Source organism: Saccharopolyspora griseoalba, from assembly GCF_042665275.1.
Lineage (GTDB): Bacteria > Actinomycetota > Actinomycetes > Mycobacteriales > Pseudonocardiaceae > Saccharopolyspora > Saccharopolyspora griseoalba.
The window spans coordinates 60,695-85,885 of sequence record NZ_JBHTCJ010000013.1; the positions used below are offsets into that span (position 1 = coordinate 60,695).

A 25,191-nucleotide genomic window follows, 5' to 3' on the forward strand; every position below is an offset into this window, starting at 1 on the left:
GGCGGCGCCGCGAACCGGTCCGGAACTGCTCGAGGACGCGGCGGAGCCGCCCGCACCGAGCGGAGCCTAGCGGCGGACCGCGGGCACCTCGAAGGCGTCGCAGACCGCCTTCCAGACCGCCTTGGTGGACACGCCGGCTTCCAGCGCCTCGTCCACCGTGCGCCCGCCGAGCTCGGAGAAGACGTGGTCCTGCGCGAGCATCTCGGCCCGCACGCGGCCGAACTCGTCGGCCATTCGAGAGCGGAAATCGGTGTGACGCATCGCCGGCCAGCGTACTCGGCCCCGCGGGGCTCCCGTCCCGAACTCGACCCCCGCGATCGGTCGCGGCGGCGGCTCCCGGCCCCGCGGGACGTCTAGGCTGGTGACGTGCTGTTGCTGCTGCAGACCGACCCGACCGGGATGTCCACTCCGCTCGGCAAGATCGTCGTGGCCGCGATGCTGCTGGCCGTGATCGTCGTGCTGGTGCGCTTCCTCTGGCAGAACCGCGGCAAGTAGCGACGTCGGTGCTCTGGTCCAGCATGGGGGGCGTGAACGACGTGCTGGACGGTTTCTCGGCGGCGACCCGCGACTGGTTCCGCGGCGCCTTCGACGCGCCCACCGAGGCGCAGCGGGGCGCGTGGGAAGCGATCGCGGAGGGCGAGCACGCCCTGGTGGTGGCGCCGACCGGTTCCGGCAAGACGCTGGCGGCGTTCCTGTCCGCGCTGGACCGGCTGGCCGCCGAGGGCGAGCCGGCCGACCCCAAGCAGCGCTGCCGCGTGCTCTACGTCTCGCCGCTGAAGGCGCTGGCCGTCGACGTGGAGCGCAACCTGCGCGCGCCGCTGACCGGGATCCGGCAGGCGGCGCAGCGGCTCGGCTCCGCGCCGCCGGAGATCGAGGTCGGGATCCGGACCGGCGACACCCCCGCCGACCAGCGCCGCTCGTTCGCCCGCAAACCGCCGGACGTGCTGGTCACCACCCCGGAGTCGCTGTTCCTGCTGCTCACCTCCGCGGCACGGGAGTCGCTGCGCGGGGTCGAGACGGTGATCGTCGACGAGGTGCACGCGGTGGCCGGAACCAAGCGCGGCGCGCACCTCGCGCTGTCCCTGGAGCGCCTGGACGAGCTGCTGGCCGAGCCCGCGCAGCGCATCGGGCTGTCCGCGACGGTGCGACCGGTCGAGGAGGTGAGCACCTTCCTCGCCGGTGGTCGACCGGTGCGCACCATCCAGCCGGCCCACCCCAAGGAGGTCCAGGTCCGGGTGGAGGTGCCCGTGCCGGACCTCGCCGAGCTGGGCACCGGCGACCAGGACCAGGAGCAGCAGACCTCGATCTGGCCGTCGGTGCAGGACCGGATCCTGGAGCTGATCCGGCAGCACCGCTCCACGATCGTGTTCGCCAACTCCCGGCGACTGGCCGAACGGCTGACCGCGGGCATCAACGAGCTGGCCGCCGAGCAGCCCGAGGAGATGACCCGGTTCCCCGCCGAGGCGGTCGGCGGCTCGGGCGTCGGCGGCGGAGCGCCGCCGGTGGTTGCCAAGGCGCACCACGGCTCGATGTCCAAGGAGCAGCGCGGACTCGTCGAGGAGGAGCTCAAGTCCGGGGAGCTGCCCTGCGTGGTGGCGACCTCCTCGCTGGAGCTGGGCATCGACATGGGCGCGGTCGACCTCGTGGTGCAGGTGGAGGCGCCGCCGTCGGTGGCCTCCGGGCTGCAGCGCATCGGCCGCGGCGGGCACCAGGTCGGCGCGGTCTCCCGCGGCGTGGTGTTCCCGAAGTTCCGCGGCGACCTCGTGGGCTGCGGGGTGGTGGCCGAGCGGATGGCCGACGGGCTGATCGAATCGATCTCCTTCCCGCGCAACCCGCTGGACGTGCTGGCCCAGCAGGTCGTGTCGATGGTGGCCATGGACGAGCTGCCGGTCGCGCGGCTGGCCGCGCTGGTGCGGCGCGCGGCGCCGTTCGCCGGGCTGCCCGACTCGGCGCTGCACGCGGTGCTGGACATGCTGGCCGGGCGGTACCCCAGCGAGGAGTTCGGCGAGCTGCGGGCGCGCGTCGTGTGGGACCGGATCGAGGACGTGCTGCGGCCCCGTCCGGGCGCGCAGCGGCTGGCGGTCACCTCCGGGGGCACCATCCCCGATCGCGGCCTGTTCACGGTGACCACGCCCGGGGACGACGAGGCAGGGCGCGGCGGCGTGCGGGTCGGCGAGCTCGACGAGGAGATGGTCTACGAGTCCCGGGTCGGCGACACGTTCCTGCTGGGCACGAGCTCGTGGCGGGTGGAGGACATCACCCACGACCGGGTGGTGGTCACCCCGGTTCCCGGCACGCCGGGCCGGATGCCGTTCTGGCGGGGCGACCAGCCCGGGCGCCCGCTGGAGCTGGGCCGGGCCCTGGGCGCGTTCGTGCGCGAGCTGACCGGCGCGGGCGAGGAGCGCGCGCGGGAGCGCGTCGCCGCGGCCGGACTGGACCGGTGGGCGCAGGACAACCTGCTCTCCTACCTGGACGAGCAGAAGCGGGCGACCCGGCACGTGCCCGACGACCGCACGATCGTGGTGGAGCGCTTCCGCGACGAGCTCGGCGACTGGCGCCTGGTGGTGCACTCCCCGTTCGGCGCGCAGGTCAACGGGCCGTGGGCGCTGGCCATCGGCGCGCGGCTCCGGGAGCGGCGGGGCGTCGAACCGCAGCTGGCCTCCTCCGACGACGGGATCGTGCTGCGGCTGGCCGACGCGCTCGACGAGTCGGGCGCCGAGGTGCTGCCCACCGCCGAGGACGTGCTGCTGCCGCCGGACGAGGTGCAACAGGTGGTCACCGACGAGGTCGGCGGTTCGGCGCTGTTCGCCGCGCGGTTCCGGGAGTGCGCGGCGCGGGCGCTGCTGCTGCCGCGCCGGGACCCGCGCAAGCGCACCCCGCTGTGGCAGCAGCGGCAGCGCGCCGCGCAGCTGCTCGCGGTCGCCGCGCAGTACGAGCAGTTCCCGATCGTGCTGGAGGCGATGCGGGAGTGCCTGCAGGACGTCTACGACGTGCCCGGGCTGACCGAGCTGATGGGGCAGGTCGCGCAGCGCAAGGTGCGGGTGGTCGAGGTCGAGACGCCCGCGCCGTCGCCGTTCGCGCGCAGCCTGCTGTTCGGCTACATCGGGATGTTCCTCTACGAGACCGACGCCCCGCTGGCCGAGCGTCGTTCGGCGGCGCTGAGCCTGGACTCGACGTTGCTGGCCGAGCTGCTGGGTTCGGAGGCGATGCGGGAGCTGCTCGACCCGGACGCGCTGGCCGAGATCGAGCAGCAGCTGCAGCGGATCGAGCCCGATCGCCACGCGCGCGACGCCGAGGGCGCCGCGGACCTGCTGCGCTGGCTCGGAGATCTGTCCACATCGGAGGCCGAGAAGCGCGGCGTGCGGCCGGAATGGCTGGACCAGCTGGCCGCGCAGCGGCGCGCGCTGCGGGTGCGCATCGCAGGCGAGGAGCGCTGGATCGCCATCGAGGACGCCGGCCGGGTGCGCGACGCGCTGGGCGTGGCGCTCCCGGTCGGGGTGCCGGAGGCGTTCACCGAGCCGGTCGCCGATCCGCTGGGCGACCTGCTCATCCGCTACGCGCGCAGCCGCGGGCCGTTCCCGGCCGAGCAGGCCGCGCACCGGTTCGGGCTGGGCGTCGCGGTGGTGCACGGGGTGCTGGACCGGCTGACCGGGACCGGGCGGCTGGTGCGCGGCGAGCTGCGGCCGCTGGCCTCCGGGGGCGGCGGAGTGCTGGAGTACTGCGACGCCGAGGTGCTTCGCCGGCTGCGACGCGCCTCGCTGGCGCGGTTGCGCGCCGAGGTGGAGCCGGTGGAGCCCGAGGCGCTGGGCCGGTTCCTGCCCACCTGGCAGGGCATCGGCACGCGGTCGAGGAGCGCGCCGAACGTCGATGACGTGTACGCGGTGGTGGAGCAGCTGGCCGGGGTACCGGTCCCGGCGAGCGCGCTGGAGTCGCTGGTGCTGCCCGCGCGGCTGCCCGGCTACTCCCCCGCGCTGCTCGACGAGCTGACCTCGACCGGCGAGGTGACCTGGGTCGGGGCTGGTGCGCTCGCCGGTGGCGACGGCTGGATCGCGCTGGCGCCGACCGATGTGGCCGACCTGCTGCTGCCGGACCTGCCCGAGGAGGCACCGGACTCACCGCTGCACCGGGCCGCGCTGTCCGCACTGGACGGTGGCGCGCTGTTCTTCCGGCAGCTGGCCGACCGCGTCGGGGAGGTGCTGCTGGCCGACGGCGGGCAACCGCCCGCGGACGACGAGCTGACCACCGCGCTGTGGGACCTGGTGTGGGCCGGGCTGATCACCAACGACACGCTCGCGCCGCTGCGCGCGCTGGTGTCCGGGCGCGGTGCCGCGCACAAGCCGCGCCGGAGCGCGCCGCGCGGGCGCTACGCGCGGTTGCGCGCGGGCCGACCTTCGATGCCCAGCCGCACCGGTCCTCCGACGGTCTCCGGCCGCTGGTCGCGGGCACCGCGACCGGAGGCCGCTCCGACCCGCCGGGCGCACGCGCGGGCCGAGGCGTTCCTGGAGCGGCACGGGGTGCTGACCAGGGGCGCTCTGGACGTCGAGCGGGTCAGCGGCGGGTTCTCCGCGGTGTACAAGGTGCTGCGGGCGATGGAGGAGTCCGGCCGGTGCCGCCGCGGGTACGTGGTCGAGGGCCTGGGCGGCGCGCAGTTCGCGGTGCCCGGGGCGATCGATCGGCTGCGCGCCCTGTCCGGCGACGACCGGGAGAGCGGGCGGGCGGTGGTGCTGGCCGCCGCGGACCCGGCGCAGCCCTACGGCGGGGCGCTGGAGTGGCCCGCGCCGGTGGGCGACACCCGGCACCGCCCGGGGCGCAAGGCGGGTGCGCTGGTGGTGCTGGTCGACGGGGCCGTCGTGTTCTACGTCGAGCGCGGCGGCAAGTCGCTGCTGTCGTTCACCGAGGACGAGGCCGCGCTGCGCACCGCCGCGGAGGGGCTCGCCCGGGTGGTCCGGGACGGCTGGCTGGACCAGCTCGCGGTGGAGCGGGCCGACGGCCAGGACGCCTGGAGCTCGCGGCTGGCGGCGGTGCTCACCGAGGCGGGCTTCCGCGCCACCCCCAAGGGCCTCCGGCTGCGATCCTGACCGCGCGGGTCCTTTCGATGAAAAGGGGACGGAGGCCGGGGTTCAGAGCCGCATGAAGGGGTCCGCGTAGCCGAACTCGCCGCGGATGGCCGGGTCGTGGGCGGCCAGCGGCCGCACCTGGAAGTGGGTGGCCCAGTCCGGCACGGGCGGGGTGATGCCGTGCTCGGCCGCCGGCACGAAGCCGAAGCGCGGGTAGTAGTCGAGGTGGCCGAGCAGGCCGACCAGGGGTTCGCCGAGGGCGTCGGCGGCGCCGAGCACGGCGTGCATCAGGGCCGATCCGACGCCCCGCCGCTGCACGCGCGGGAGGACGCCGATCGGGCCCAGCGCCAGCACCGGGACCTCGCCGACGCTGGCCCGGCTGCCCACCACGTGCCCGACGACGTCGCCGTCGAGCTGCGCGACCAGCGCCAGCTCGGGGATCCAGGCGTCGCCGGAGCGCAGCTCGTCGACCAGCCCCACCTCGGCTGGCAGCGGTCGCTCGGGATCGGCGAAGGCGGCGGTGTGCACGGCCCGGACCGCCGGGATGTCGGCGGCCGTCTCGCGGCGGATCAGCATGGGCCCATGCTTCCGGTCGAGCGCGGTGGCGCGGCAAGCGATTTTCGGTGCCGCTCCCCGTCACCGGGTGGCGAGCTGCAGCAGGCCCCAGAGCTGGGCGATGGCGTCCTGGTCCCCGGTGGTTTCGATGGCGCGGTTGGGCAGGCGGCCCCACGCCCAGAGGTAGACCGCTGCCGGATCGCCGCTGACGACGGCGTCCGGGGTGGTGCTCGCGACGTCCTCGGAGCCGAGCACCGCGGTGCCCTCCTCGTCGGCGGTGACCAGCCAGTTGCGGCCCGGCACGTGCACGCCGACCGAGCAGGCGCGGGTCGCGGTGATGCCCAGGGCGCGCAGCCGGTGGTCGAACCAGACCCGCAGCACCTCGTCCACGCCGTCGGCGGCCACCTCCGGGTCGATCTCGGTGACCTCCACCCGGGCGGCGACCTGCACGTCGACCCGGTGCAGGGTCACCGCGTGCAGCAACCGCCGCACCCAGAACCGCACCGTGTGGTCCTCGGGCCACCACGTGGGGCAGCGCGACTCCGGTGGGCGGGCGGCGAACTCGGCGAGCACCTCGGCCAGCCGGACCGAGAACCGGCCGACCGCTTCCGGCAGCTCCGGCTCGGCGGGCAGGTCCCAGCGCCGTTCGGCTTCCGGGGACCCGAGCCAGCACAGCACGTCCTCGCACAGGTCGCCCAGCTGGCGCACGGTCTGCCCGAGCGTGCGGCCCGCCGCGTTGTGCACCGGGGTGTCCGCGTCGACGTCGTGGGTTGCGGCGGTCAGCAGCTGCGCTTCGCTGCTCAGCAGGTCGAGCATCCGCTCGTGGTCGAGTCGCACTTCGGTCCCGTTCACCTCGTCGCCCCCAGCAGGCTGTGGCCCACGACGTCGAGGAAGCGCCTGCTGCGCACGAGCAGTTCGTCCGCCTCCGCGGTGGTCGTGGTCGGCACGCCGGCCTCGGCGGCCGCCCTGCGGTCCGAGCGCGCGGCGAAGTAGGCCGCCCACTCGCGCAGCTCCGGTGCCGCAGCGGTCAGCAGGGTCCACACGCTGGCGGGCTTGCCCTCGCGCTGACCGGCGCGCGCCACCACCACCGCGGAAGCGGCGCGCAACGCCGCGACGTGCGCGGCGACGAACCGGTCGCCGGGCTGGTCGGCCTGGTCGGCCTCGCGCAGGCGGGCGCGCGCGTCGAGCAGCAGCGACACGGCCCCGGCCGGAGCCTCGGCCTGGGGCGAGGGCCGCTCGCCCGGCTCTCGGTCGTCGGCGGAGTGCCGCGGCCACGGGATCAGGTCGGTGGGACAGGTCATCACGCGCTCCCCTCCTTCGTCGGCCGGGTCCGGCGGCGGGGCACTTCCCCTACCCCACCGCCGGACCGCTGTTCGAACTGACGTTCATCGAACTCGCGTTCGAACGACTCCAGATTAGCGGCGGCCGGTGATCGACTCAAGCGATGCGCTGTAGCTCACCTGTTCGAGTCGTGAGCTGCGCGGATGATCACCACGATCGGGTGAGGACCCCACGCGCGCTCCGCACGGGTTACTGTTCGAGCCGTGACCGCCGCGCCATCCCCCAGCTACGACCGGATCGTCGAACTGACCGCAGCGGAACTGCGGGAGAGACTTCCGGAGGCCCTGCGGATCTACGTCGACGCGATGGGATACCCGCCGTCGACCGCGCAGCAGCGCGGCCCGATGTGGGCGGCGCACATGCTGCGCCCCGGCTGGCGCTGCATCGGGGCGTTCAACGACGCCGACGAGCTCGCCGGCGTCGGGTACGGCTACCTCGGCGCGCCCGGCCAGTGGTGGCACGAGCAGGTCCGCCGCGGCCTGCTGTCCACCGGCGGGGACCCGGACAGCTGGCTGGCCGACTACTTCGAGCTCACCGAGCTGCACGTGCGCCCGGACTGCCAGGGCGCCGGCCTCGGCGAGGAGATCCTGCGGCGGCTGCTCGACGGGGCTCAGGGCGCGCGGGTGCTGCTGTCGACCCCGGAGGGCCCCACCCGCGCCTGGAACCTCTACCGCCGCGTCGGCTTCGGCGACGTGCTGCGCAACTACCGCTTCACCGGCGACCCGCGCCCCTTCGCGGTCCTCGGCCGACCGCTGCCGCTCTGATCCCGGCGGCGGGCCGGCCGGCGCCTCCGCGGGCCCGGCCCGCGGAGGCGCCCGCTCCCGCTCAGACCGCGAGCTGGTCGCGGAGGGTGTCGAGCCCCATCGAGCCCATCCGCAGGGCGCTGGTGTGGAAGGCCTTCGGGTCGAAGGCCGCTCCCTGGCGCTTGCGCACCTCGTCGCGGGCCTGCCGCCACAGCCGCTCGCCGAGCTTGTAGGACGGGGCCTGGCCCGGCCAGCCCAGGTAGCGGTCGATCTCGTCGCGCACCCAGGCAGGATCGGTGACGGTCCGGCTGAGCATGAACTCCAGCCCCAGCTCCGGCGTCCAGCGCTCGCCCTCGTGGAAGCCGAACCCGGCCGGGATCGGCAGTTCGAGGTGCATGCCGATGTCGACGATCACCCGCGCGGCGCGGAAGAGCTGGTCGTTGAGCATGCCCAGCAGATCTCCGTCGTCGGCGAGGTAACCGAGCTCGCGCATCAGCCGCTCGGCGTAGAGCGCCCACCCCTCGCCGTGCCCGGAGACGAAGCAGGCGAGCCGCTGGAACTTGTTCAGCCGCTCGGCCTCGTGGACCGCGGTGGCCACCTGGAGGTGATGCCCCGGCACGCCCTCGTGGTAGACCGTGGAGACCTCGCGCCAGGTCGGGAACTCCTGCCGGTCGGCGGGCACCGACCACCACATCCGGCCCGGGCGGGAGAAGTCGTCGGTGGGCCCGGTGTAGTAGGCGCCGACACCGCCCCCGGGCGGGGCGATCTTGCACTCGAGCTTCATCAGCTCGTCGGGGATGTCGAAGTGGGTGCCGCGCAGGTCGGCCAGCGCGGAGTCGGAGAGCCGCTGCATCCACTCGGCGAACTCCGCCTGCCCGCGCACCACGTAGCGCGGGTCGTGGTCGAGCAGCTCGGCGGCCTCGGCGAGGGGCGCGCCGGGCTTGATCCGCTCGGCGACCTGCTTCATCTCGGCCTCGATCTCGGCGAACTCCTGCCAGCCCCACTCGTAGGCCTCCTGCAGGTCCAGCTTCGCCCCGGTGAAGTACCGCGACCACAACCGGTACCGCTCCTCGCCGACGGCGTCCTTCTCCGGCGCCTTGGGCAGCAGCTCCGCGCGCAGGAAGTCGGCCAGGCCCGCGTAGGCCTCGGCAGCGCCCTCGGCGGCGGTGTCCAGCTCGCGGCGCAGGCTCTCGTCGACCTCGTCCGCGCGGCCGACCAGCGAGGCGAAGAACGAGCCCGCCCCGGAGCGCCCGGACCAGGTGTCGCACTGCTCGGCGACCTTGCGGACCTGCCGCTGGGCAGAGACGTTCCCCTCGGCGGCCGCGGCGGTCAGCCCGGCGCGCAGCCCCAGCACCGCCTCGGGCATCTTGGCCAGCCTGCGCGCGACGGTGCGCCAGTCGTCGGCGGTCTCGGTGGGCATCAGGTCGAAGACCTGGCGCAACTCCTGCACCGGGCTGGCGATCACGTTCAGCGCGGACATGTCCGCCCCGATCTCGTGCAGCTCGAGGTCCAGCCCGACCCGCTCGGTGAACACCGCCTCGGCCACCCGCTCGGACTCGTCGGCGGGCTCGGCGGCCGAGACCGCGTCGTAGCTGCGGCGCGCGAGCTCGGCGCGCGCCCGGTGCCCGCTGGGCGAGTAGTCGGTCAGCTCCTCTTCCCCACCGGGCACCCCCAGGTAGGTCGCGGCGATCGGGTCCAGCGCGGCCAGCTCGTCGACGTAGCGGTCGCTGATCGCGTGCACCCCGTTGTGGTCAACTCCCATGGGGCCACGCTAGCGCGGACCGGACGGCCGGACGCACTACGACGGGAAGACGACGAGCGCACGGACGGCGAAGGTCGCGATTCGGTGCGAACATCCACGCGTGGTGGGGAACAGATCGCGTCGCGCGCTCCTGGCCGTCCTGGTCACGGTGCTCGCCACGCTGCTCGGGGGATGTCTGAACGTCAACGCCGCGCTGACCATCTCCGGTGAGGACACGGTCTCCGGCGAGGTCGTGGTGGCGACCGAGACGGTCGACGGCAAGGTGCCCTTCGAGCTGCGGCCGCCGCCGAAGCTGGCCGACCGGGTCAAGGTCGAGCCGTTCACCGAGGGCCAGGAGGCCGGGGCGACCGTGTCCTTCCGCGACCTGGAGTTCGACGAGGTCGGGCAGCTGGCGGCCGCGCTGAGCCCGAACGACTCCCGCTACCACCTGGAGCTGCGGCGGCAGGGTTCGCTGGTCCACTTCGAGGGCGAGGCCGACCTCACGCCGCTGGCCGAGACCGACTCCTCGATCGAGCTCAAGATCAGCGCTCCCGGCGAGATCACCCGCACCAACGGCGAGGAGAGCGCGGGCACGGTCACCTGGAACCTCGAACCCGGTGAGGTCACCCAGCTCTCGGCGGCCTTCCAGTTCTCCGGGGCCGGCGGCCTCGGCTGGTGGCTGTGGGTGTCGCTGGTCGGCGGGCTGACCGTGCTCACCGCGGTGCTGGTCGGGTTGCTGGCGCTACGCACCCACCTGCGCAACCGGCCGCCGGTCAAGGCCTAGCGAGGTGACCACCTCGCGCGTCGCCCTGGAGCGGTTGAGCGTGTAGAAGTGCAGCGCCGGAACGCCTTCGGCGATCAGCCGCTCGCACCAGCCGGTCACCAGCTCGACGCCCGCGGCGCGGAAGGCCGCCGGGTCGTCGGCCAGCGGAAGCAGCCGGTCGGACAGCGACCGCGGGATCTCCACCCCGGCCAGCTCGCCGAACTTGGCCAGCACCTTCGGCGTGGTGATCGGCATGACGCCGGGCAGCAGCGGCACGTCGCAACCGCGCGCGGCCATCCGGTCGCGCAACCGCAGGAAGTGCTCCGGCTCCAGGAACAGCTGCGCGATCGCGAAGCCCGCCCCGGCGTCGATCTTGCGCACCAGGTGGTCGGCGTCGACCTCCGGGTCGCCCGAGCGCGGGTGCCCGTGCGGGAAGGCGGCCACGCCGACGCAGAACTCGCCGAGCTCGCGCACCAGGCGCACCAGCTCCTCGGCGTAGGTCAGGCCTTTCGGGTGGGCCACCCACGGCCCGGTGGGGTCGCCGGGCGGGTCGCCGCGCACGGCGAGCACGTTGCGCACGCCCGCGGCCGCGTAGCTGCCGATCACGTTGCGCAGCTCGGCCACCGAGTGGTCCACCGCGGTCAGGTGGGCCATCGGGGTCAGCGTGGTCTCCTGCGCGATGCGCCCGGTGGTGCGGATCGTGCGGTCCCGGCTGGACCCGCCCGCCCCGTAGGTGACCGACACGAACGCGGGGTCCAGCGGTTCCAGCTCGCGCACCGCGCGCCAGAGGATCCGCTCCTCCTCGTCGTTGCGCGGCGGGAAGAACTCCACCGAGAATCCCGTCCGGCCGCCGTTCAACCGGTCCACCACCGTCGTCATGCACGCCAGAATAAGGCCCACCGGCGAGCCCGATTCACGATGTGGAACGCGCGGGCTCGGGCCGAGCGCACCGGGCCCGAGACCGCCCCCGCACGAACGGGTGAGGGGGCATCGAAGAGTATGTAGGGGTGGCTCCCATTCATCCGGTGACCGTGCGGACGCCCGACGGCGACACCGACTTCGAGAAGGACCTCCCGGGGCACGTCCGGCAGACGCTGGCCGACCACCTGCAGCAGCGGCGCCGCGAAGCGGCCGAGCTCGACCCGGCGGTCGGCGAGGCGGCCGAGCAGCTCAGCGAGTTCGTCCTCGGCGGCGGCAAGCGGATCCGCCCGACCTTCGCCTGGTGGGGGTGGCGCGCCTGCGGCGGCGCCGCCCGGGGCCCGGAGGCCGCCTCGACGCTGCGCGCCGCCAGCGCGCTCGAACTGCTGCAGGCCTGCGCGCTGCTGCACGACGACCTCATCGACGAGTCCGACACCCGCAGGGGCAATCCGACCGCGCACCGGCGGTTCGAGGCGATGCACCGGGAGAACGACTACGCGGGCGACGCATCCAGGTTCGGCATGGCCGCCGCCGTGCTGCTCGGCGACCTGGCGCTGGCCTGGTCCGACGACATGCTGCACAGCTCGGGGATCGGCGCCGAGGCGATGGCCCGCGCGCTGCGGCCCTGGCGGGCGATGCGCACCGAGGTGCTCTCCGGGCAGTACCTGGACGTGCTGGGCCAGGTGCGCGGCGACGAGACCCCCGAGGCCGCGCTGCGCATCTGCGAGCTGAAGTCGGCCTCCTACTCGGTGCAGCGGCCGCTGGAGCTGGGCGCGCAGATCGCCGGGGCGGACCAGGAGGCGCTGACCGCGCTGCACCGCTTCGGCACCGACATCGGCGTGGCCTTCCAGCTGCGCGACGACCTGCTGGGCGTGTTCGGCGACCCCGAGGTCACCGGCAAGCCCGCTGGTGACGACCTGCGCGAGGGCAAGCGCACCGTGCTCGTGGCCGAGGCCGTGGCAGCCGCTCGCGAGCGGGGCGACGACGCCTCGCTGCACCTGCTGCGGGGCGTGCTGGGCGACCCGGACCTCGACGAGGACCGGGTCGCGCAGGCCCGCGAAGCGCTGGAGTCCCTCGGCGCGGCGAGCGCGGTGGACAAGCGGATCGCGGAGCTGACCGGCTCGGCGATGCTGGCGCTGCACGCGGCGGGCCTGGACGAGCCCGCCGCCTCGCGGCTCGCCGAACTGGCCGTGGCGGTCACCGACCGCACCCACTGACGCCGTGCGCACCGTTCCCGGTCCCACCGAGCACGTGGTCGTCGTCGGTGCGGGGCTGTCCGGGCTGTCGGCCGCGCTGCACCTGGCCGGTGCGGGGCGGCGGGTCACGGTGGTCGAGCGCGAGGCGACGCCGGGCGGGCGCGCCGGGCTGCACGAGCTCGACGGCTACCGCATCGACACCGGGCCGACGGTGCTGACCATGCCCGAGCTCGCCGACGAGGCGCTGCGCGCGGTCGGCTCCTCGCTGTCCGAACGGCTGGAGCTGATCGAGCTGCGCCCGGCCTACCGGGCGCAGTTCGCCGACGGCTCGGCGCTGGACGTGCACACCGACGGCGCGGCCATGGAGCAGGAGATCCGCGAGTTCGCCGGAGCGACCGAAGCCGCCGGCTACCGGCGCCTGCGCGACTGGCTGACCAGGGTGTACCGGGCGGAGATGGACCGGTTCATCGACGCCAACTTCGACTCGCCGCTGGACCTGGTCTCCCCCGAGCTCGCGCGGCTGATCGCGCTGGGCGGCTTCGGGCGGCTGGGCCCGGCGATCGGGCGCTTCCTGCGCGACGAGCGGCTGCGCCGGGTGTTCTCCTTCCAGGCGCTCTACGCCGGTTTGGACCCGCGTCGGGCGCTGGCGCTGTACGCGGTGATCTCCTACATGGACACCGTCGGCGGCGTGTGGTTCCCGCGCGGCGGCATGCACGCCCTGCCGCGCGGGATGGCCGAGGCCGCGGCCGAGGCCGGCGTGCGCTTCCGGTACGGCGCCGAGGTCACCGGGCTGGAGCGGAGCGGCGACCGGATCACCGCGGTGCGCACCGCCGAGGAGCGCGTCGCCGCCGACGCGGTGGTGCTCACCCCGGACCTGCCGGTGGTGCGAGAGCTGCTGGGCCTGCGCTCGCGGCGCCGGCTGCGCTGGTCGCCCTCGGCGGTGGTGCTGCACGCGGGCACCACCCGCGGCTGGTCGGAGGCGCACCACACGATCTCCTTCGGCGCCGCCTGGCAGCGCACCTTCACCGAGATCATCCGCGACGGCGCGCTGATGACCGACCCGTCGCTGCTGGTCACCCGGCCGACGGCGACCGACCCGGGATTGGCGCCGGAGGGCCGCGAGCTGCACTACGTGCTCGCGCCCTGCCCGAACCTGGCCACCGGACCGCTGGACTGGGAGCGCATCGGCCCGGCCTACCGCGACGAGCTCGTCGCGGTGCTGCAGCGCCGCGGCTTCCCCGGCTTCGGCGAGTCGGTCGAGGTCGAACGCCTGATCACGCCGCGGGACTGGGCCGCCCAGGGGCACGCCGCGGGCACGCCGTTCTCCGCCGCGCACACCTTCGCCCAGACCGGGCCGTTCCGGCCGCGCAACCTGGTTCCCGGCCTGCGCAACGCGGTGCTGGCCGGTTCCGGGACGACGCCGGGCGTGGGAGTGCCGCCTGTCCTGGTGTCGGGCAAGCTCGCCGCGCAGCGGATCACCGGGTCACGACGAGCGCGCAAGATCGTCGCGGCGTAGCGTCGGCCCCGGCGCGACCCGATCAGCATCCCGCGCCGGGACGTGGCCGCGCCGGATCGACACGACACGACCGAGGAGTTCCTCCATGTCCAAGCCGCCGCTGCCGTCCGACGCGATCGAGATGCTGCGCAAGGCCAACCCGTCGGTCATCACGACGCTGCGCAAGGACGGCACCCCGGTTTCCACGCCCACCTGGTACCTGTGGGACGGCGGCCGGGTGATGGTCAACCTCGACGCCGGACGCGTGCGACTCAAGCACATGCGCAACGACCCGAGGGTCACGCTCAGCGTGATGGACTCCGGCGACTGGTACACCCACGTCACCGTCGTCGGCCGGGTCGTGGAGTTCCGCGACGACGATGGCCTGGTCGACCTCGACGCGCTCGCCCACCGCTACCTGGGCCAGCAGTACCCGAACCGGGACAACCCGCGGGTGAGCGCGTTCATCGAGATCGATCGCTGGCACGGCTGGGGTTCCCTGAAGGACAACGACCAGCCGGGCTGAGGCGCCGGGCGGGCTCCCCTCCCTTCCGGGGAGCCCGCCCGCTTCCGCTTCAGCGCGTGTTCCGCGAGTCCGGGAGCGCGAACGGCCGCGCGCGACGGTCCGCAGGCGGAGCCGTCGGCACACCCGAGCAGCCCGCATTACCGCCGGTTCCCGCGCGCGGCGAGGACGGCCGCGCGAGACGACCGCAGGAACGTCGAAGAGCTAGAAGCCCATGGCCTGGGCCCTTCTCTTCACCTCTCGGCCCCGGTCGCCGCGGAGGGCGTCGATCGGGGAACCCGGGAGGGTCTCGTCTTCGGTGAACAACCACCGGAGGATCTCGTCCTCGTGGTATCCGGCGTCCCGGAGCAGGGTGATCGTGCCGGGAAGGCCCTTCACGATCCCCTCCCCCGCGAAGAACGCCTTCGGCACGCCCAGCTCAGCGTTGCGCTTGAGGGCGAGCAGTTGACCATCGCGAATCATTTGGTGCACCCGGGTCACCGACCGTCCGAGGAGCTTCGCCACGTCGGGCAGCGGGATTACCTCCACATCGGGAGCGAGCACGTCCGGGGCAGCAGGGATAGCAACCACACCGCCACCCTGCCACACGACCGAGCGTGGCGCTGTGCACCGGCTGGGTAAGATTTCAAGATCATGTCCATCCTCGCCACCTCGGCCCGCCCCCGGTGCGGAACCTGCGACAATCGAAGCCGGAATCGGAACCGGGAGTTGGCGCGCGCATGACATCGGAGACGCAGCAGGGACGTGGCAACGGCCTCGTCGGCTCGATGCTGGAGGGGCGCTACCGGGTCGACTCGCTCATCGCGCGCGGCGGCATGTCCACCGTCTACCGAGGCCTGGACACCCGTCTGGAGCGCCCGGTGGCGCTCAAGGTGATGGACGAGCGCTACTCCGGGGACCGGTCCTTCGTCGAGCGCTTCGAGCGGGAGGCGCGCTCGGCGGCGAAGCTGCACCACAACGACATCGTGGCCGTCTTCGACCAGGGCGTGGACCGCGGGCCCGACGGCGACCGCGTGTTCCTCGTCATGGAACTGGTCGAGGGCTGCACGCTGCGCGACCTGATCGTCGACCGGGGCGGCCCGCTGCCGCTGGCCATGGCGCTGAGCGTGCTGGAGCCGCTGCTGTCCGCGCTGTCCGTGGCGCACCGGGCCGGCATGGTGCACCGCGACGTCAAGCCGGAGAACGTGCTCATCGGCACCGACGGCTCGATCAAGGTCGCCGACTTCGGCCTGGTCCGGGCCGCCGCCGAGGCGGGCACCACCAGCGGCAGCGTCATCCTGGGAACCGTCGCCTACCTCTCCCCGGAGCAGGTCACCACCGGCGCCGCCGACGCGCGCACCGACGTCTACGCCGCGGGCATCGTGGCCTACGAGATGCTCACCGGCCGCCCTCCGTACTCGGGCGACACCGCGATGTCGGTGGCCTACCAGCACGTCAACGAGGACGTCCCGCCGCCGAGCGCCTCCTCCGAGGTCCCGACGGTCGTCGACGCTCTCGTGCTGCGCGCCACCCGGCGCGACGCCCAGCAGCGGCCCGCCGACGCCGAGGCCTTCCTCGCCGAGGTGCAGCAGACCCGGAACGACCTGGGCATCGCCCCGGTGACCGTGCCGGTGCCGACCTCGGAGGCGCGCACCGCGCTGCTGCCCCCGGTCGCCGACGGTCCGACGACCGAGGAGTTCACCGCGGTCCGCGCCGAGCCGACCCGGATCGAGCCGGCCGCGCCGGTCCCGGCGACCGCCCAGGCGCAGCCCCCGCGCCAGCACACCCGCGCGCTGGCGCGCCCGGCCACGGGGCAGGACTACGACACCCCGCCCCCGCCGGAGGAACCGCCGTACGCGCCGCCGCGACGCCGCAACCGCCGCCGCGGCGCGATGTGGACGACCGTGGTGCTGGTGCTGGCCGCGCTGGTCGGCGGCGCCGCGTTCTGGCTCGGCCTGGGCAGCAGCGTCGCGGTGCCCAAGGTCGTTGGCCTGTCCGAGGCGGAGGCGCGGCAGAGCGTCGAGCGCGCCGGGCTCAGCGCCAACGTCACGCGGGAGAACGACAACGACGTCCCCGAGGGCATCGTGCTCAGCGTCTCGCCGGAGGAGGGCTCGAACGCGCGCAGCGGCAGCGCGGTCGACCTGGTGGTCTCGCTGGGCAAACCCGCGGTGCCGCAGATCGAGCCGGGCACCTCGCTGGCCCAGGCGCAGACCGCGATCCGCAACGCCAAGCTCAAGCCGGTGCACGACGGCTCGTCCGACGAGTACCACTCCTCGGTCCCGGAGGGCCGGGTGATCCGCACCGACCCCGCGGCGGGCGCGCGGCTGAACATCAGCGAAGAGGTCCAGCTGGTGGTCAGCAAGGGCCCGGAGCCGGTCCAGGTGCCCGACGTGCGCGGCATGGGTCGCGACGAGGCGTTCGCGACGCTGACCAACGCCGGGTTCGCCCCGTACGACGCGGGCCAGCAGTTCGACGCCGACGTCGAGGCCGGGCACGTGATCAGCACGGATCCGGCCATCGGCGCCGAGGTCAAGCTGGTCGGCAAGCCCGAGATCGGCGTGGTGACCTCCAACGCGGTGCCGGTGCCCAACCTCAGCGGCATGCAGGTGGCGCAGGCCCAGCAGCAGGTCGCCTCGATCGGGCTGACGCTGGACGTCAAGTCGCTGTTCCAGCGCGAGGGCATGGTCATCTTCGGCCAGTACCCGACTCCGGGCAGCCGCGTGCAGCCCGGATCGGCGCTCCACGTGACGGCCTTCTGATCCGGACGAATCTCGCCGTTTCGGTGGAAAACCACCGCCGCTGGTGTGATCCTGATCTCCGCGCGGCGCCGTAACGATCCCACCCCTCGCGGGTCTACCTGCGGCGACCGCGCGCCGGAGATCCACTCGATGCTCGCTCGCGCGTGCGATCTCGGCTGGTCAGAGCCGGACGGACCGGCGCCTGTGGAAATATGGGAGCACCATGCCCCCGAGTGCCTCGATCGAATCGGCGCCCGATTGGTCCGAGCGGACCCGCGGTGCCGGCCAGTTCAGCCCCAGCGGAGACCACGACGGTCGTCCGCTGCCGTTGCGCACCATCGCGCTCGGCACCATCGGCTCGCTGATGATGCTCCTCGGCGCCCTCGGCGCGGGCGGCACCCTGATCCACGACCCGATCCTGGGCGACGGCCCGCTGTCGGCGCTGCGCTACGGCCACGGCCGCTACATCGCCACCGCCGTGCTCTACGCGGGCTTCGCGCTGCTGGTGTGGGCGTGGGTGCGGCTGGGCCGGGGCGTGCTGGCGCACCTGGTGGAGTCGCGCGGGGTGCTGCACGCGATGGCCGCGTGGATCGCGCCGATGATCGTGGCGCCGCCGCTGTTCACCCGCGACGTCTACAGCTACCTCGGCCAGGGCCTGCTGGCGCTCAACGGGCTCGATCCCTACGGGGTCGGTCCGGCGATGCTCACCGGCACGATCCCGGAGAACGTGCACCCCACCTGGCAGACCACCCCGGCGCCCTACGGCCCGCTGTTCATGGGGATCGCCAAGGGCGTGATCCTGCTGTCCGGGCACAGCATCATCGCCAACGTCATCGTGATGCGCCTGGTGCTGCTGACCGGGCTGGCGCTACTGGTGCTGTCCCTGCCCGGCCTGGTCCGGCACCTCGGCGGCAGGCTGCCGGTGGCGCTGTGGCTGGTGGCGGCGAGCCCGATGACGGTCGTGCAGCTGGTCGGGGGCCCGCACAACGACATGCTGATGATCGGCCTGCTGGCGGTCGGGACGCTGGCCGTCCTGGACGGGCGCAACGCGACCGGGATCGCGCTGGTCTCCGCGGCGATGGCGATCAAGGCCACGGCCGGCCTCGCGCTGCCGTTCCTGGTGTGGATCTGGGCTTCGCGCTACTCGGGCTCGCTGTGGCGCCGCTTCCTGCACGGGCTCGTGCCCGCGCTCGCCGTGTTCACCGCCGTCTTCGGCTCGTTCACGCTGCTGGCCAAGGTCGGCCTCGGCTGGTTGGGCGCGCTGTCCGCGCCGGGCATGATCGTCAACTACCTCTCCGCCCCGACCGCGCTCGGGCAGGCGGTGCACTCCCTGGCCTCGGTGTTCGGCGAGCTGAACATCTGGCCGTTCGTGGGGACCACGCGCGCGCTGGGCTCGCTGGTGCTGGTGGCGATCCTGGTGTGGAACTGGTGGCAGGCCCGCGAGGGCGGCCCGGAGGCGGTGCGCCGCGCGGCGATCGTGCTGTGCTGCGGCGCGCTGCTCTCGCCGGTGCTGCTGCCCTGGTACCTGAGCTGGGGCCTGGCGATGGGCGCCGCGTTCGCCTGGACGCCGCGCGCCCTGTCCTGCGTCGTCGGCGGCTCGGTCCTGCTGATCCTCGCCTACTACCCCGACGGCGAGGAGGCGATGTACAACTGGCCGTTCATGGCCGTTGCCGCGGCCACCGCGGTCGTCGGGGCCCTCTCGCTGGTCCGCTTCGACCCGCTGGGCCTGAGCGCCCCGCTCCGCGAGCTCGTCCGGGGGAACCCGAAGGTTCCGAGCTGAGCGAGCCCTTTTCCATCAGAAGTCCCTGAGCGCCTTTCGCGCGCTCAGGGACTTCTGATGGAAAAGAGGGACCGCGTGCCCGTGCTCCCTAGCCGCGCAGCATCTCGGCGACGAGGAACGCCAGCTCCAGCGACTGCTGGGTGTTCAGCCGCGGGTCGCAGGCGGTCTCGTAGCGGCCGGAGAGGTCCGAGTCGGAGATCTCCTGGGCACCGCCGACGCACTCGGTGACGTCCTCACCGGTGAGCTCGATGTGGATGCCGCCGGGGTGCGTGCCCAGCTTGTGGTGCACCTCGAAGAAGCCCTGGACCTCGTCGACGACCCGGTCGAAGTGCCGGGTCTTGTAGCCGGTGCTGGCCTCGTGGGTGTTGCCGTGCATCGGGTCGCACTGCCAGATCACCTGGTGCCCGGAGGCGGTGACCTTCTCCACGATCGGCGGCAGCAGATCGCGAACCTTGCCGTTGCCCATCCGGCTGATCAGCGTGAGCCTGCCGGGCTCGTTGTTCGGGTCCAGCCGCTCGACGTACTCCACGGCCTGCTCGGGCGTGGTGCTCGGGCCGATCTTCAGACCGATCGGGTTGGCGATCGTCTCGGCCAGCGCGACGTGCGCGCCGTCGAGCTGGCGGGTCCGGTCGCCGATCCACAGGAAGTGACCGGACAGGTCGAACAGCCGAGGCTTGCCCGCGGAGTGGTCCAGGCGCAGCATCGCCCGCTCGTAGTCGAGCACCAGGGCCTCGTGGCTGGCGTAGAACTCCACCGAGTGCAGGCTGGAGTCGTCCACGCCGCAGGCCTGCATGAACCGCAGACCGCGGTCGATCTCGGCGGCCACCGACTCGTAGCGCTCCCCGGCCGGGGAGTTGAGCACGAAGTCCTTGTTCCAGTCGTGCACCTGGGTCAGCGCGGCCATGCCGGCGCTGGTCAGCGCGCGGGAGAGGTTCATCGCGGCGCTGGCGTTGGCGTAGGCCCGGATCAGCCGCGAGGGGTCGTGCCTGCGGGCCTCCTCGGTGGCGACCAGCGAGTTGACCATGTCGCCGCGGTAGCTGGGCAGGCCGAGGGCGTCGGTGTCGCTGGAGCGCGGCTTGCCGTACTGCCCGGCGATCCGGCCGACCTTGACCACCGGCATGCTCGCGCCGTAGGTCAGCACGACGGCCATCTGCAGCAGGGTGCGGATGTTGCCCCGGATGTGCGGCTCGGTGTTGTCCGCAAAGGTCTCCGCGCAGTCACCGCCCTGCAGCAGAAACGCCTCACCCCGGGCGACCGACGCGAGGTGTCGGCGCAGCCGGTCCACCTCGGAGGGCACGGTCACCGGCGGGACGCTCTCCAGCACCTTGCGCACCGGCCCGACCTCTTCGGCCGGCCAGGAGGGCTGCTGGGCCGCGGGGCGCGCCAGCGCGTCGTCCAGCTGGGCGCGCATCTCCGACGGCAGCGGAGGCAGTTCGGGCAGGTCATCTACGGGGACATCGACGGTCCAGTTCACCCGATTAAGAATAAGGGTTCGCCGCCACCGGATTTCCAGCGGGAGCGCAGTCTCACACCGGACGCCCCGACCTTCCCACCAGGCGGAACGGTCTAGGCCACCCGTCCTGGGGCCACCGGGCGATCGCAGTTCAGTACGCGCCGCCGAGCTTGCGGTGGTCCCAGGAGATCGTTCTCGTCGGGGTGAAGCGCAGGCCCACGCGCTTGGCAGCGCGGCCCCGCATCATCTCGCGCACGCCCGGGTCCTGGGCGTCGGACTCGGAGAGCTGGCCGTAGCGGACCGCGAGCGCCAGGCCGAGGCGTTCGACGTCGTCGGGGTCCTCCAGCAGCTCGACGTCGCACTCCAGGGAGACGCCGCGCAGCTCGCCGTAGTCGGTGCCGGTTTCCACCAGCAGCGTGGCCCGCGGGTCGCGGCGCAGGTTGACCGTCTTCTGCGAGCGGCCGTAGGACCACACCTCGATGGTCTTGCCGTCCGGGACGAACCACATTGGCACCAGGTGCGGGCGGCCGTCGGACTTCACCGTCGCCAGGATCACGACGCGCCGGCTCTCGACGAACTCGGCGATCTCGTCCTCGGACATGGTGATCTGACCGCGTCGCGACATCCGCACGCTCCCCGCTCCCGCCCGTACCGGTGATCAACCGATCCTGCGTCCCGCCGGGTTCGAAGTCAACGCGCCCGCGGGCGCCGGGTGATCGCGGAACTTCGCGAATCGGCCCCTCGGGCCGCCCGGCGGCGCTAAGCTCCCGCCCGGTCGCAGCACGAGAGGAGCAGCGGTGCCGGACACCCGCCAGGAACCGAGCGCGCAGCCGGAGCGGCGCAGCGCCGTCTCGCACCCGGTGTGGGCGCTGCTCGGCATCGCCGCCAACGTCGTCGGCATCGCCGGATACCTGAACAACCCGACGTCGATGGCCACCGCCGCGCTCGCCGTCGCGGCGATCCTGTTCGGGGTCGTGCTGCTGTGGTCGAGCCGCGGGCAGGTCGTCGGCGCGAAGGTCGTGCTGGCGGTGGCGGTGATCGTCGTGGGCGCGGTGCTGGCCGCGGTGATCGTCACGCGCTCCGTGGTCAGCGCGCCGTCGGAGCAGGCGGGGCGGGGCACGCCCGACCCGGCACCGCCCGCGCAGGAGGAGAGCACCGCTCCGCCGACCGGGACCGCGCGTCCGACCAGCAGCGCACCCGGCGCCCCGGAGGTCAGCCGGGCCAGCGGCGAGAAGCCGATCGTGCTCACCGAGGGCTACGGCCTGGACCTCGACTCCCAGGAGCCCTACTGGGTGGCCGAGCCCTCCGGCGAGGACGGCGAGGACCTCACCCTCTCCTCGTCGCACCTCTACGCGCACGAGGACCTCGCCGCCGCCGCGCCGGACTCGACCCTGGAGGACTGCATCCGGGCCGGGTACTACAGCAGGGTCGAGATCGACGAGGTCACCGCCGGATCGGCCTACTGCGCGAAGACCGACGGCGGCGCCTACGCCCGCGTGGTGGTGCGCGAGCGCCGGGAGAACGAGATGGCCCTGGACGTCGTGGTCTGGACGAAGCCGTCCTGAGCCCGGTTCAGACCGCCGCCTTCGCCTGCTGCCACTCGGCCTCCAGCGCGTCCGCGTCGTGGCCCACCGGTTCCCAGCGCTTGGCCAGCAGGGCGACCAGGCCCATCAGGGGCGCCACCGCGATCACCCAGAACACCCCCGAGGCGAGCGCGGAGCTGAGCACCGGGAAGAAGAACAGCGCCAGGGTCGAACCCACGCGCAGCGTCCCCTGGTTGAAGCCCAGCCCGGTGCCGCGCATCGTCGTCGGGTAGCTCAGCGACGCGAAGCTCATGAAGTGCGCGCCGGGGCCCGCGGCCTGGGCGAACATGAACGCGCCGAGGGCGAAGATCGCGAACAGCACGTAGGCCGTGCCCTCCGGGCGCCCGACCAGCGCCAGCACCACCAGCGCGGCCAGCTGCACCGCGAAACCGCCGAAGGTCAGCTTCCACGCGCCGACGGCGTTGGCCAGCCGCATCCCCAGCAGGCCACCGGTGACCGCGAAGACCAGGTTGAGCACCAGCGAAGCGCTGATCGTGTTGAGGTCGCCCTGCGCCAGGATGCTGGCGATGATCACCGGCAGGCCGTAGGCGACGGCGTTGTAGCCGAAGGTCTGCGCCAGCCCGATGGTCAGCGCCTGGAAGGTGCGGGCGCGGTAGCGGGACCGGAACAGCCGCGCGAACTCGGCCAGCCCGGGCCGATCCCGCTCCGGCCGGACCGCCTCGGCGTCCTCGGCGACCACCGCGCGCACCCCGTAGGAGCGGGTCAGGATCTCCGCAGCGCGGTGGAGGTCGCCCTGGTTGGCCGCCCAGGACGGCGACTCGTTCATGTACTTGTTGCGCACCAGCAGGATCACCAGGGCGGGCACGGCGCCGAAGCCGACGGTGAACCGCCACAGCAGGCCGTGCTGGGCCTCCGGCAGCAGGAAGTACAGCGCCATGATCACCACGTAGCAGCCGCTGGTCGCCACGTACCAGGCCGTCGACCAGGACGCGGTGCGCGAGCCCTTGCTGCCCTTGCCGCGAAGCCGGGAGAACTCGGCGAGGAAGGCCATCGCGACCGGGATGTCCATGCCCACGCCGATGCCCATCAGGAACCGGAACAGGATCAGCACCTCGGCGTTCGGCGCCAGCGCGCAGCCCAGCGCCGAGACCACGAAGAACAGCATGTCGGCCATGAAGACCCGGTAGCGGCCGAGGCGGTCGACGAGCACGCCGCCGAACCAGGCGCCGAGGATGGCGCCCACGCTGATCGAGGCGGTCACCGCGCCCGCGCCCACCGAGGTGAGCTCGAACTGCTGCTTGATGTCGGTGATGCCGTAGGCCAGCGAGGTCAGGTCGTAGGCGTCCAGGAAGATCCCGCCCAGCGCCAGCAGCACGATCAACTTCGCGTGGCTGCCCCGCGCCGCCCCCGAGTTGACCAGGTCGCCGACGTCCTGCGCCGAGCGGATGACCACCGGCTCGGCGGCGGATTGCGTTGACACGCGGGCTCCTTCGCGTAGATCGGGCTTTCCGGCCTCAGTGGACCGTTCGCGTCGCGAAGCAAGAGCCTAGCGGGAGTGGGACGGGGCGTCCGGATGGTGAGACGCCGCGGGGTCGAAACGAGGGGCCCGGCGACGCCGCGCGCTGCCGGACCCCTCGTGCGCGGAGCGCGCCTCAGCCGAAGAGGACCTCGGCCTCCTGGTAGCGCTCCAGGGGCACCGTCTTGAGCTCGGCGGTGGCCTCGGAGAGCGGCACGCGCACGACGTCGGTGCCGCGCAGCGCGACCATCTTGCCGAAGTCGCCCTCGGTCACCGCGTCGATGGCGTGCAGCCCGAAGCGGGTGGCCAGCACCCGGTCGTAGGCCGTCGGCGTGCCGCCGCGCTGCACGTGGCCGAGCACCACCGCCCGGGACTCCTTGCCCGTGCGACCGGCGATCTCGTCGGCCAGCCAGGTGCCCACGCCGCCGAGCCGGACGTGGCCGAAGGCGTCCTTCTCGCCGGTCACCAGCATCTCCTTGCCGCCCTGCGGCACGGCGCCCTCGGCCACCACGATGATCGGCGCGTACTGCGCCTCGAAGCGCTGCCGCACCCAGTCGGTGACCTTGTCCACGTCGAACTCCTGCTCGGGAACCAGGATCACGTTGGCGCCGCCGGCCAGGCCGGAGTGCAGCGCGATCCAGCCCGCGTGCCGGCCCATGACCTCCACGACTAGCGCGCGGTGGTGCGATTCGGCGGTGGTGCGCAGCCGGTCGATGGCCTCGGTGGCGATGTGCACCGCGGTGTCGAAGCCGAAGGTGTAGTCGGTGGCGCCCAGGTCGTTGTCGATCGTCTTGGGCACGCCGACCACGGGCACGCCCTCGTGCACCAGCTGCTCGGCCACGCCCAGCGTGTCCTCGCCGCCGATGGCCACCAGCGCGTCCACGCCCTCCTGCTCGAGGGTGGCCTTGAGCCGCTCGACGCCGTTGTCCACCTTGAAGGGGTTGGTGCGCGACGACCCCAGGATCGTGCCGCCGCGGTTGAGGATCTCCTCGACCTTGTCGAGGCCCAGCGGCTTGGTCAGCCCCTCGATCGGGCCCTGCCACCCGCTGCGGAACCCGAGGACCTCGTGCTGGTAGACCGAGATCCCCTTACGCGTCACCGCGCGGAGCACCGCGTTCAGGCCGGGGCAGTCCCCGCCACCGGTGAGCACTCCGACACGCATTCCAGCCGGCATCCTTGCCGCCCTCCTCAGCCCAGAAGTGATCCACGTCTCCCCCCGGGAGAACAGCCTGGCACGGGCTGTATCGGTGCAGCAAGCATCCGGCCGGGCACGCCCGGTTCTCGACCCGGACGGAGACCGCGACCGGGGTTACTGCGCGAAGCCGCGCTTGCGGCGCACGTCCTCGATGACCTTCCAGCGCTCGAGGTTGTGCTTGGCGTCGGCCAGCGCGTCGTGCGCGTTGTCCGGGGCCGCGGGCAGCTTGGGCTTGCCCACGTCCTCCCAGCGCTGGCGCAGGTCGCGGGTGAACTTCGGGATCCGCCTGGGCAGCGTGGGCATCGGCCCCCACAGCTGAGCCAGCGCCACGTGGTCGTAGGCGGCGTACCAGGCCCACAGCTCGACGTCCCCGGTGCGCGAGGTCAGGAAGTCGTAGAGGTCGTCGCGGATCTCCGAGCGGGACTTCCAGGTCCGCTCGGCGGGCGGCGGCAACTGCGGCAGGACGTGCTGGCGAACCCAGGAACCCGCCCGGTTCGCGTCGAACTCCGTCGACACCGCGTAGAACTCGCGGCCGGACTCGTCGACCACCCCGATCGACACCAGATCGATGGTGTGCCCGTCCTCGATGAACTCGCAGTCGTAGAAATACCGCACCCGGCCACCCTAAGCGGCGGCGTTTCAGCCGGTGGGCGC

General features: G+C 73.3%; 22 protein-coding genes. 10 read left to right on the forward strand and 12 right to left on the reverse strand.

The features are described from left to right. Positions 1–66 precede the first annotated feature (66 nt). Entirely contained in the window at positions 67–261 is a 195-nt protein-coding gene (locus tag ACFQRI_RS21900) for a DUF3046 domain-containing protein (RefSeq protein WP_380671594.1), read from the reverse strand. 105 nt (positions 262–366) lie between these two features. On the opposite strand from ACFQRI_RS21900, the gene ACFQRI_RS21905 reads away from it, so the two are divergent. Together ACFQRI_RS21905 and ACFQRI_RS21910 are read left to right on the forward strand one after the other, a co-directional pair. Next, positions 367–495, forward strand: coding sequence for a hypothetical protein (locus ACFQRI_RS21905; RefSeq protein WP_380671596.1), 129 nt, complete (start codon positions 367–369; stop codon positions 493–495). A gap of 23 nt (positions 496–518) precedes the next feature. Next, complete coding sequence (locus ACFQRI_RS21910; protein ID WP_465269731.1) at positions 519–5,078, forward strand: ATP-dependent helicase; 4,560 nt, start codon at positions 519–521, stop codon at positions 5,076–5,078. A 42-nt stretch (positions 5,079–5,120) separates the two neighbouring features. Here the strand turns inward: ACFQRI_RS21910 and ACFQRI_RS21915 are convergent, their stop codons facing one another. The 3 genes from ACFQRI_RS21915 to ACFQRI_RS21925 are packed head-to-tail and all read right to left on the reverse strand — an operon-like array spanning position 5,121 to position 6,913. After that, positions 5,121–5,633: a GNAT family N-acetyltransferase gene (locus ACFQRI_RS21915; RefSeq protein WP_380671600.1), complete on the reverse strand. Its 513-nt coding sequence runs from the start codon at positions 5,631–5,633 to the stop codon at positions 5,121–5,123. A gap of 60 nt (positions 5,634–5,693) precedes the next feature. Next, entirely contained in the window at positions 5,694–6,464 is a 771-nt protein-coding gene (locus ACFQRI_RS21920) for a maleylpyruvate isomerase N-terminal domain-containing protein (protein ID WP_380671602.1), read from the reverse strand. Beyond that, on the reverse strand, positions 6,461–6,913 hold the full coding sequence (locus tag ACFQRI_RS21925) for an SAV_6107 family HEPN domain-containing protein (protein ID WP_380671604.1): 453 nt from the start codon (positions 6,911–6,913) through the stop codon (positions 6,461–6,463). The genes ACFQRI_RS21920 and ACFQRI_RS21925 overlap by 4 nt, the downstream gene beginning before the upstream one ends. Positions 6,914–7,156: 243 nt before the next feature. Here ACFQRI_RS21925 and ACFQRI_RS21930 point away from each other — a divergent pair, with 243 nt between their 5' ends. Next, positions 7,157–7,717, forward strand: a complete 561-nt coding sequence (locus tag ACFQRI_RS21930; RefSeq protein WP_380671606.1) for a GNAT family N-acetyltransferase — start codon at positions 7,157–7,159, stop codon at positions 7,715–7,717. 61 nt (positions 7,718–7,778) lie between these two features. Here ACFQRI_RS21930 and ACFQRI_RS21935 read toward each other — a convergent pair whose 3' ends face one another. Then, a complete protein-coding gene (locus tag ACFQRI_RS21935; protein WP_380671608.1) occupies positions 7,779–9,458 on the reverse strand; it encodes a DUF885 domain-containing protein in 1,680 nt (559 codons plus the stop codon). A gap of 100 nt (positions 9,459–9,558) precedes the next feature. On the opposite strand from ACFQRI_RS21935, the gene ACFQRI_RS21940 reads away from it, so the two are divergent. Continuing rightward, entirely contained in the window at positions 9,559–10,221 is a 663-nt protein-coding gene (locus ACFQRI_RS21940) for a DUF3153 domain-containing protein (protein ID WP_380671610.1), read from the forward strand. Here ACFQRI_RS21940 and metF read toward each other — a convergent pair. Continuing rightward, positions 10,180–11,079 (reverse strand): methylenetetrahydrofolate reductase [NAD(P)H], encoded by a 900-nt coding sequence (metF, locus tag ACFQRI_RS21945; protein WP_380671611.1) that lies wholly within the window; start codon positions 11,077–11,079, stop codon positions 10,180–10,182. The two genes, ACFQRI_RS21940 and metF, sit on opposite strands and share 42 nt — an antisense overlap. A gap of 146 nt (positions 11,080–11,225) precedes the next feature. Here metF and ACFQRI_RS21950 point away from each other — a divergent pair, with 146 nt between their 5' ends. The 3 genes from ACFQRI_RS21950 (at position 11,226) to ACFQRI_RS21960 (ending at position 14,335) form a co-directional block, all read left to right on the forward strand. Next, positions 11,226–12,335 carry a polyprenyl synthetase family protein gene (locus tag ACFQRI_RS21950; protein WP_380671613.1) on the forward strand — a complete coding sequence of 370 codons (1,110 nt, stop codon included), beginning with the start codon at positions 11,226–11,228 and terminating at the stop codon, positions 12,333–12,335. Positions 12,336–12,339: 4 nt separating this feature from the next. Next, positions 12,340–13,830 carry a phytoene desaturase family protein gene (crtI, locus tag ACFQRI_RS21955; RefSeq protein ID WP_380671615.1) on the forward strand — a complete coding sequence of 497 codons (1,491 nt, stop codon included), beginning with the start codon at positions 12,340–12,342 and terminating at the stop codon, positions 13,828–13,830. Between the two features lie 85 nt (positions 13,831–13,915). Then, positions 13,916–14,335 (forward strand): PPOX class F420-dependent oxidoreductase, encoded by a 420-nt coding sequence (locus tag ACFQRI_RS21960; RefSeq protein WP_380671617.1) that lies wholly within the window; start codon positions 13,916–13,918, stop codon positions 14,333–14,335. A 201-nt stretch (positions 14,336–14,536) separates the two neighbouring features. Here the strand turns inward: ACFQRI_RS21960 and ACFQRI_RS21965 are convergent, their stop codons facing one another. Then, positions 14,537–14,902: an Rv2175c family DNA-binding protein gene (locus ACFQRI_RS21965; RefSeq protein WP_380671619.1), complete on the reverse strand. Its 366-nt coding sequence runs from the start codon at positions 14,900–14,902 to the stop codon at positions 14,537–14,539. A 149-nt stretch (positions 14,903–15,051) separates the two neighbouring features. On the opposite strand from ACFQRI_RS21965, the gene pknB reads away from it, so the two are divergent. Then, the gene (gene pknB, locus ACFQRI_RS21970; protein WP_380671621.1) at positions 15,052–17,070 is read left to right on the forward strand and encodes a Stk1 family PASTA domain-containing Ser/Thr kinase; all 2,019 of its coding nucleotides are present in this window, start codon (positions 15,052–15,054) and stop codon (positions 17,068–17,070) included. Between the two features lie 202 nt (positions 17,071–17,272). Further along, entirely contained in the window at positions 17,273–18,829 is a 1,557-nt protein-coding gene (mptB, locus tag ACFQRI_RS21975; protein WP_380671623.1) for a polyprenol phosphomannose-dependent alpha 1,6 mannosyltransferase MptB, read from the forward strand. 88 nt (positions 18,830–18,917) lie between these two features. Here mptB and ACFQRI_RS21980 read toward each other — a convergent pair whose 3' ends face one another. Together ACFQRI_RS21980 and ACFQRI_RS21985 are read right to left on the reverse strand one after the other, a co-directional pair. Next, positions 18,918–20,303, reverse strand: a complete 1,386-nt coding sequence (locus ACFQRI_RS21980; RefSeq protein ID WP_380671625.1) for a class II 3-deoxy-7-phosphoheptulonate synthase — start codon at positions 20,301–20,303, stop codon at positions 18,918–18,920. A gap of 130 nt (positions 20,304–20,433) precedes the next feature. Next, complete coding sequence (locus ACFQRI_RS21985) at positions 20,434–20,907, reverse strand: PPOX class F420-dependent oxidoreductase (protein WP_380671627.1); 474 nt, start codon at positions 20,905–20,907, stop codon at positions 20,434–20,436. Between the two features lie 172 nt (positions 20,908–21,079). On the opposite strand from ACFQRI_RS21985, the gene ACFQRI_RS21990 reads away from it, so the two are divergent. Next, entirely contained in the window at positions 21,080–21,847 is a 768-nt protein-coding gene (locus ACFQRI_RS21990; RefSeq protein ID WP_380671629.1) for a hypothetical protein, read from the forward strand. Between the two features lie 7 nt (positions 21,848–21,854). Here ACFQRI_RS21990 and ACFQRI_RS21995 read toward each other — a convergent pair whose 3' ends face one another. The 3 genes from ACFQRI_RS21995 to ACFQRI_RS22005 all read right to left on the reverse strand — a co-directional run bounded on the left by ACFQRI_RS21995 (position 21,855) and on the right by ACFQRI_RS22005 (position 25,152). Next, positions 21,855–23,306: an MFS transporter gene (locus tag ACFQRI_RS21995; RefSeq protein WP_380671630.1), complete on the reverse strand. Its 1,452-nt coding sequence runs from the start codon at positions 23,304–23,306 to the stop codon at positions 21,855–21,857. A gap of 172 nt (positions 23,307–23,478) precedes the next feature. Further along, a complete protein-coding gene (locus ACFQRI_RS22000) occupies positions 23,479–24,504 on the reverse strand; it encodes a 6-phosphofructokinase (protein ID WP_380671631.1) in 1,026 nt (341 codons plus the stop codon). Positions 24,505–24,651: 147 nt separating this feature from the next. Continuing rightward, entirely contained in the window at positions 24,652–25,152 is a 501-nt protein-coding gene (locus tag ACFQRI_RS22005) for a polyadenylate-specific 3'-exoribonuclease AS (RefSeq protein ID WP_380671632.1), read from the reverse strand. Positions 25,153–25,191: the final 39 nt, after the last annotated feature.

Bases quoted from the DNA above. Each gene is read 5' to 3' on its own strand.
- ACFQRI_RS21925 (WP_380671604.1), bottom strand. From the start codon at position 6,913: ATGACCTGTCCCACCGACCTGATCCCGTGGCCGCGGCACTCCGCCGAC.
- ACFQRI_RS21960 (WP_380671617.1), top strand. From the start codon at position 13,916: ATGTCCAAGCCGCCGCTGCCGTCCGACGCGATCGAGATGCTGCGCAAG.
- mptB (WP_380671623.1), top strand. From the start codon at position 17,273: ATGCCCCCGAGTGCCTCGATCGAATCGGCGCCCGATTGGTCCGAGCGG.
- ACFQRI_RS21985 (WP_380671627.1), bottom strand. From the start codon at position 20,907: ATGTCGCGACGCGGTCAGATCACCATGTCCGAGGACGAGATCGCCGAG.
- ACFQRI_RS21910 (WP_465269731.1), top strand. From the start codon at position 519: ATGGGGGGCGTGAACGACGTGCTGGACGGTTTCTCGGCGGCGACCCGC.
- ACFQRI_RS21935 (WP_380671608.1), bottom strand. From the start codon at position 9,458: ATGGGAGTTGACCACAACGGGGTGCACGCGATCAGCGACCGCTACGTC.
- metF (WP_380671611.1), bottom strand. From the start codon at position 11,079: ATGACGACGGTGGTGGACCGGTTGAACGGCGGCCGGACGGGATTCTCG.
- ACFQRI_RS21900 (WP_380671594.1), bottom strand. From the start codon at position 261: ATGCGTCACACCGATTTCCGCTCTCGAATGGCCGACGAGTTCGGCCGC.
- ACFQRI_RS22000 (WP_380671631.1), bottom strand. From the start codon at position 24,504: ATGCGTGTCGGAGTGCTCACCGGTGGCGGGGACTGCCCCGGCCTGAAC.
- ACFQRI_RS21915 (WP_380671600.1), bottom strand. From the start codon at position 5,633: ATGCTGATCCGCCGCGAGACGGCCGCCGACATCCCGGCGGTCCGGGCC.
- pknB (WP_380671621.1), top strand. From the start codon at position 15,052: ATGACATCGGAGACGCAGCAGGGACGTGGCAACGGCCTCGTCGGCTCG.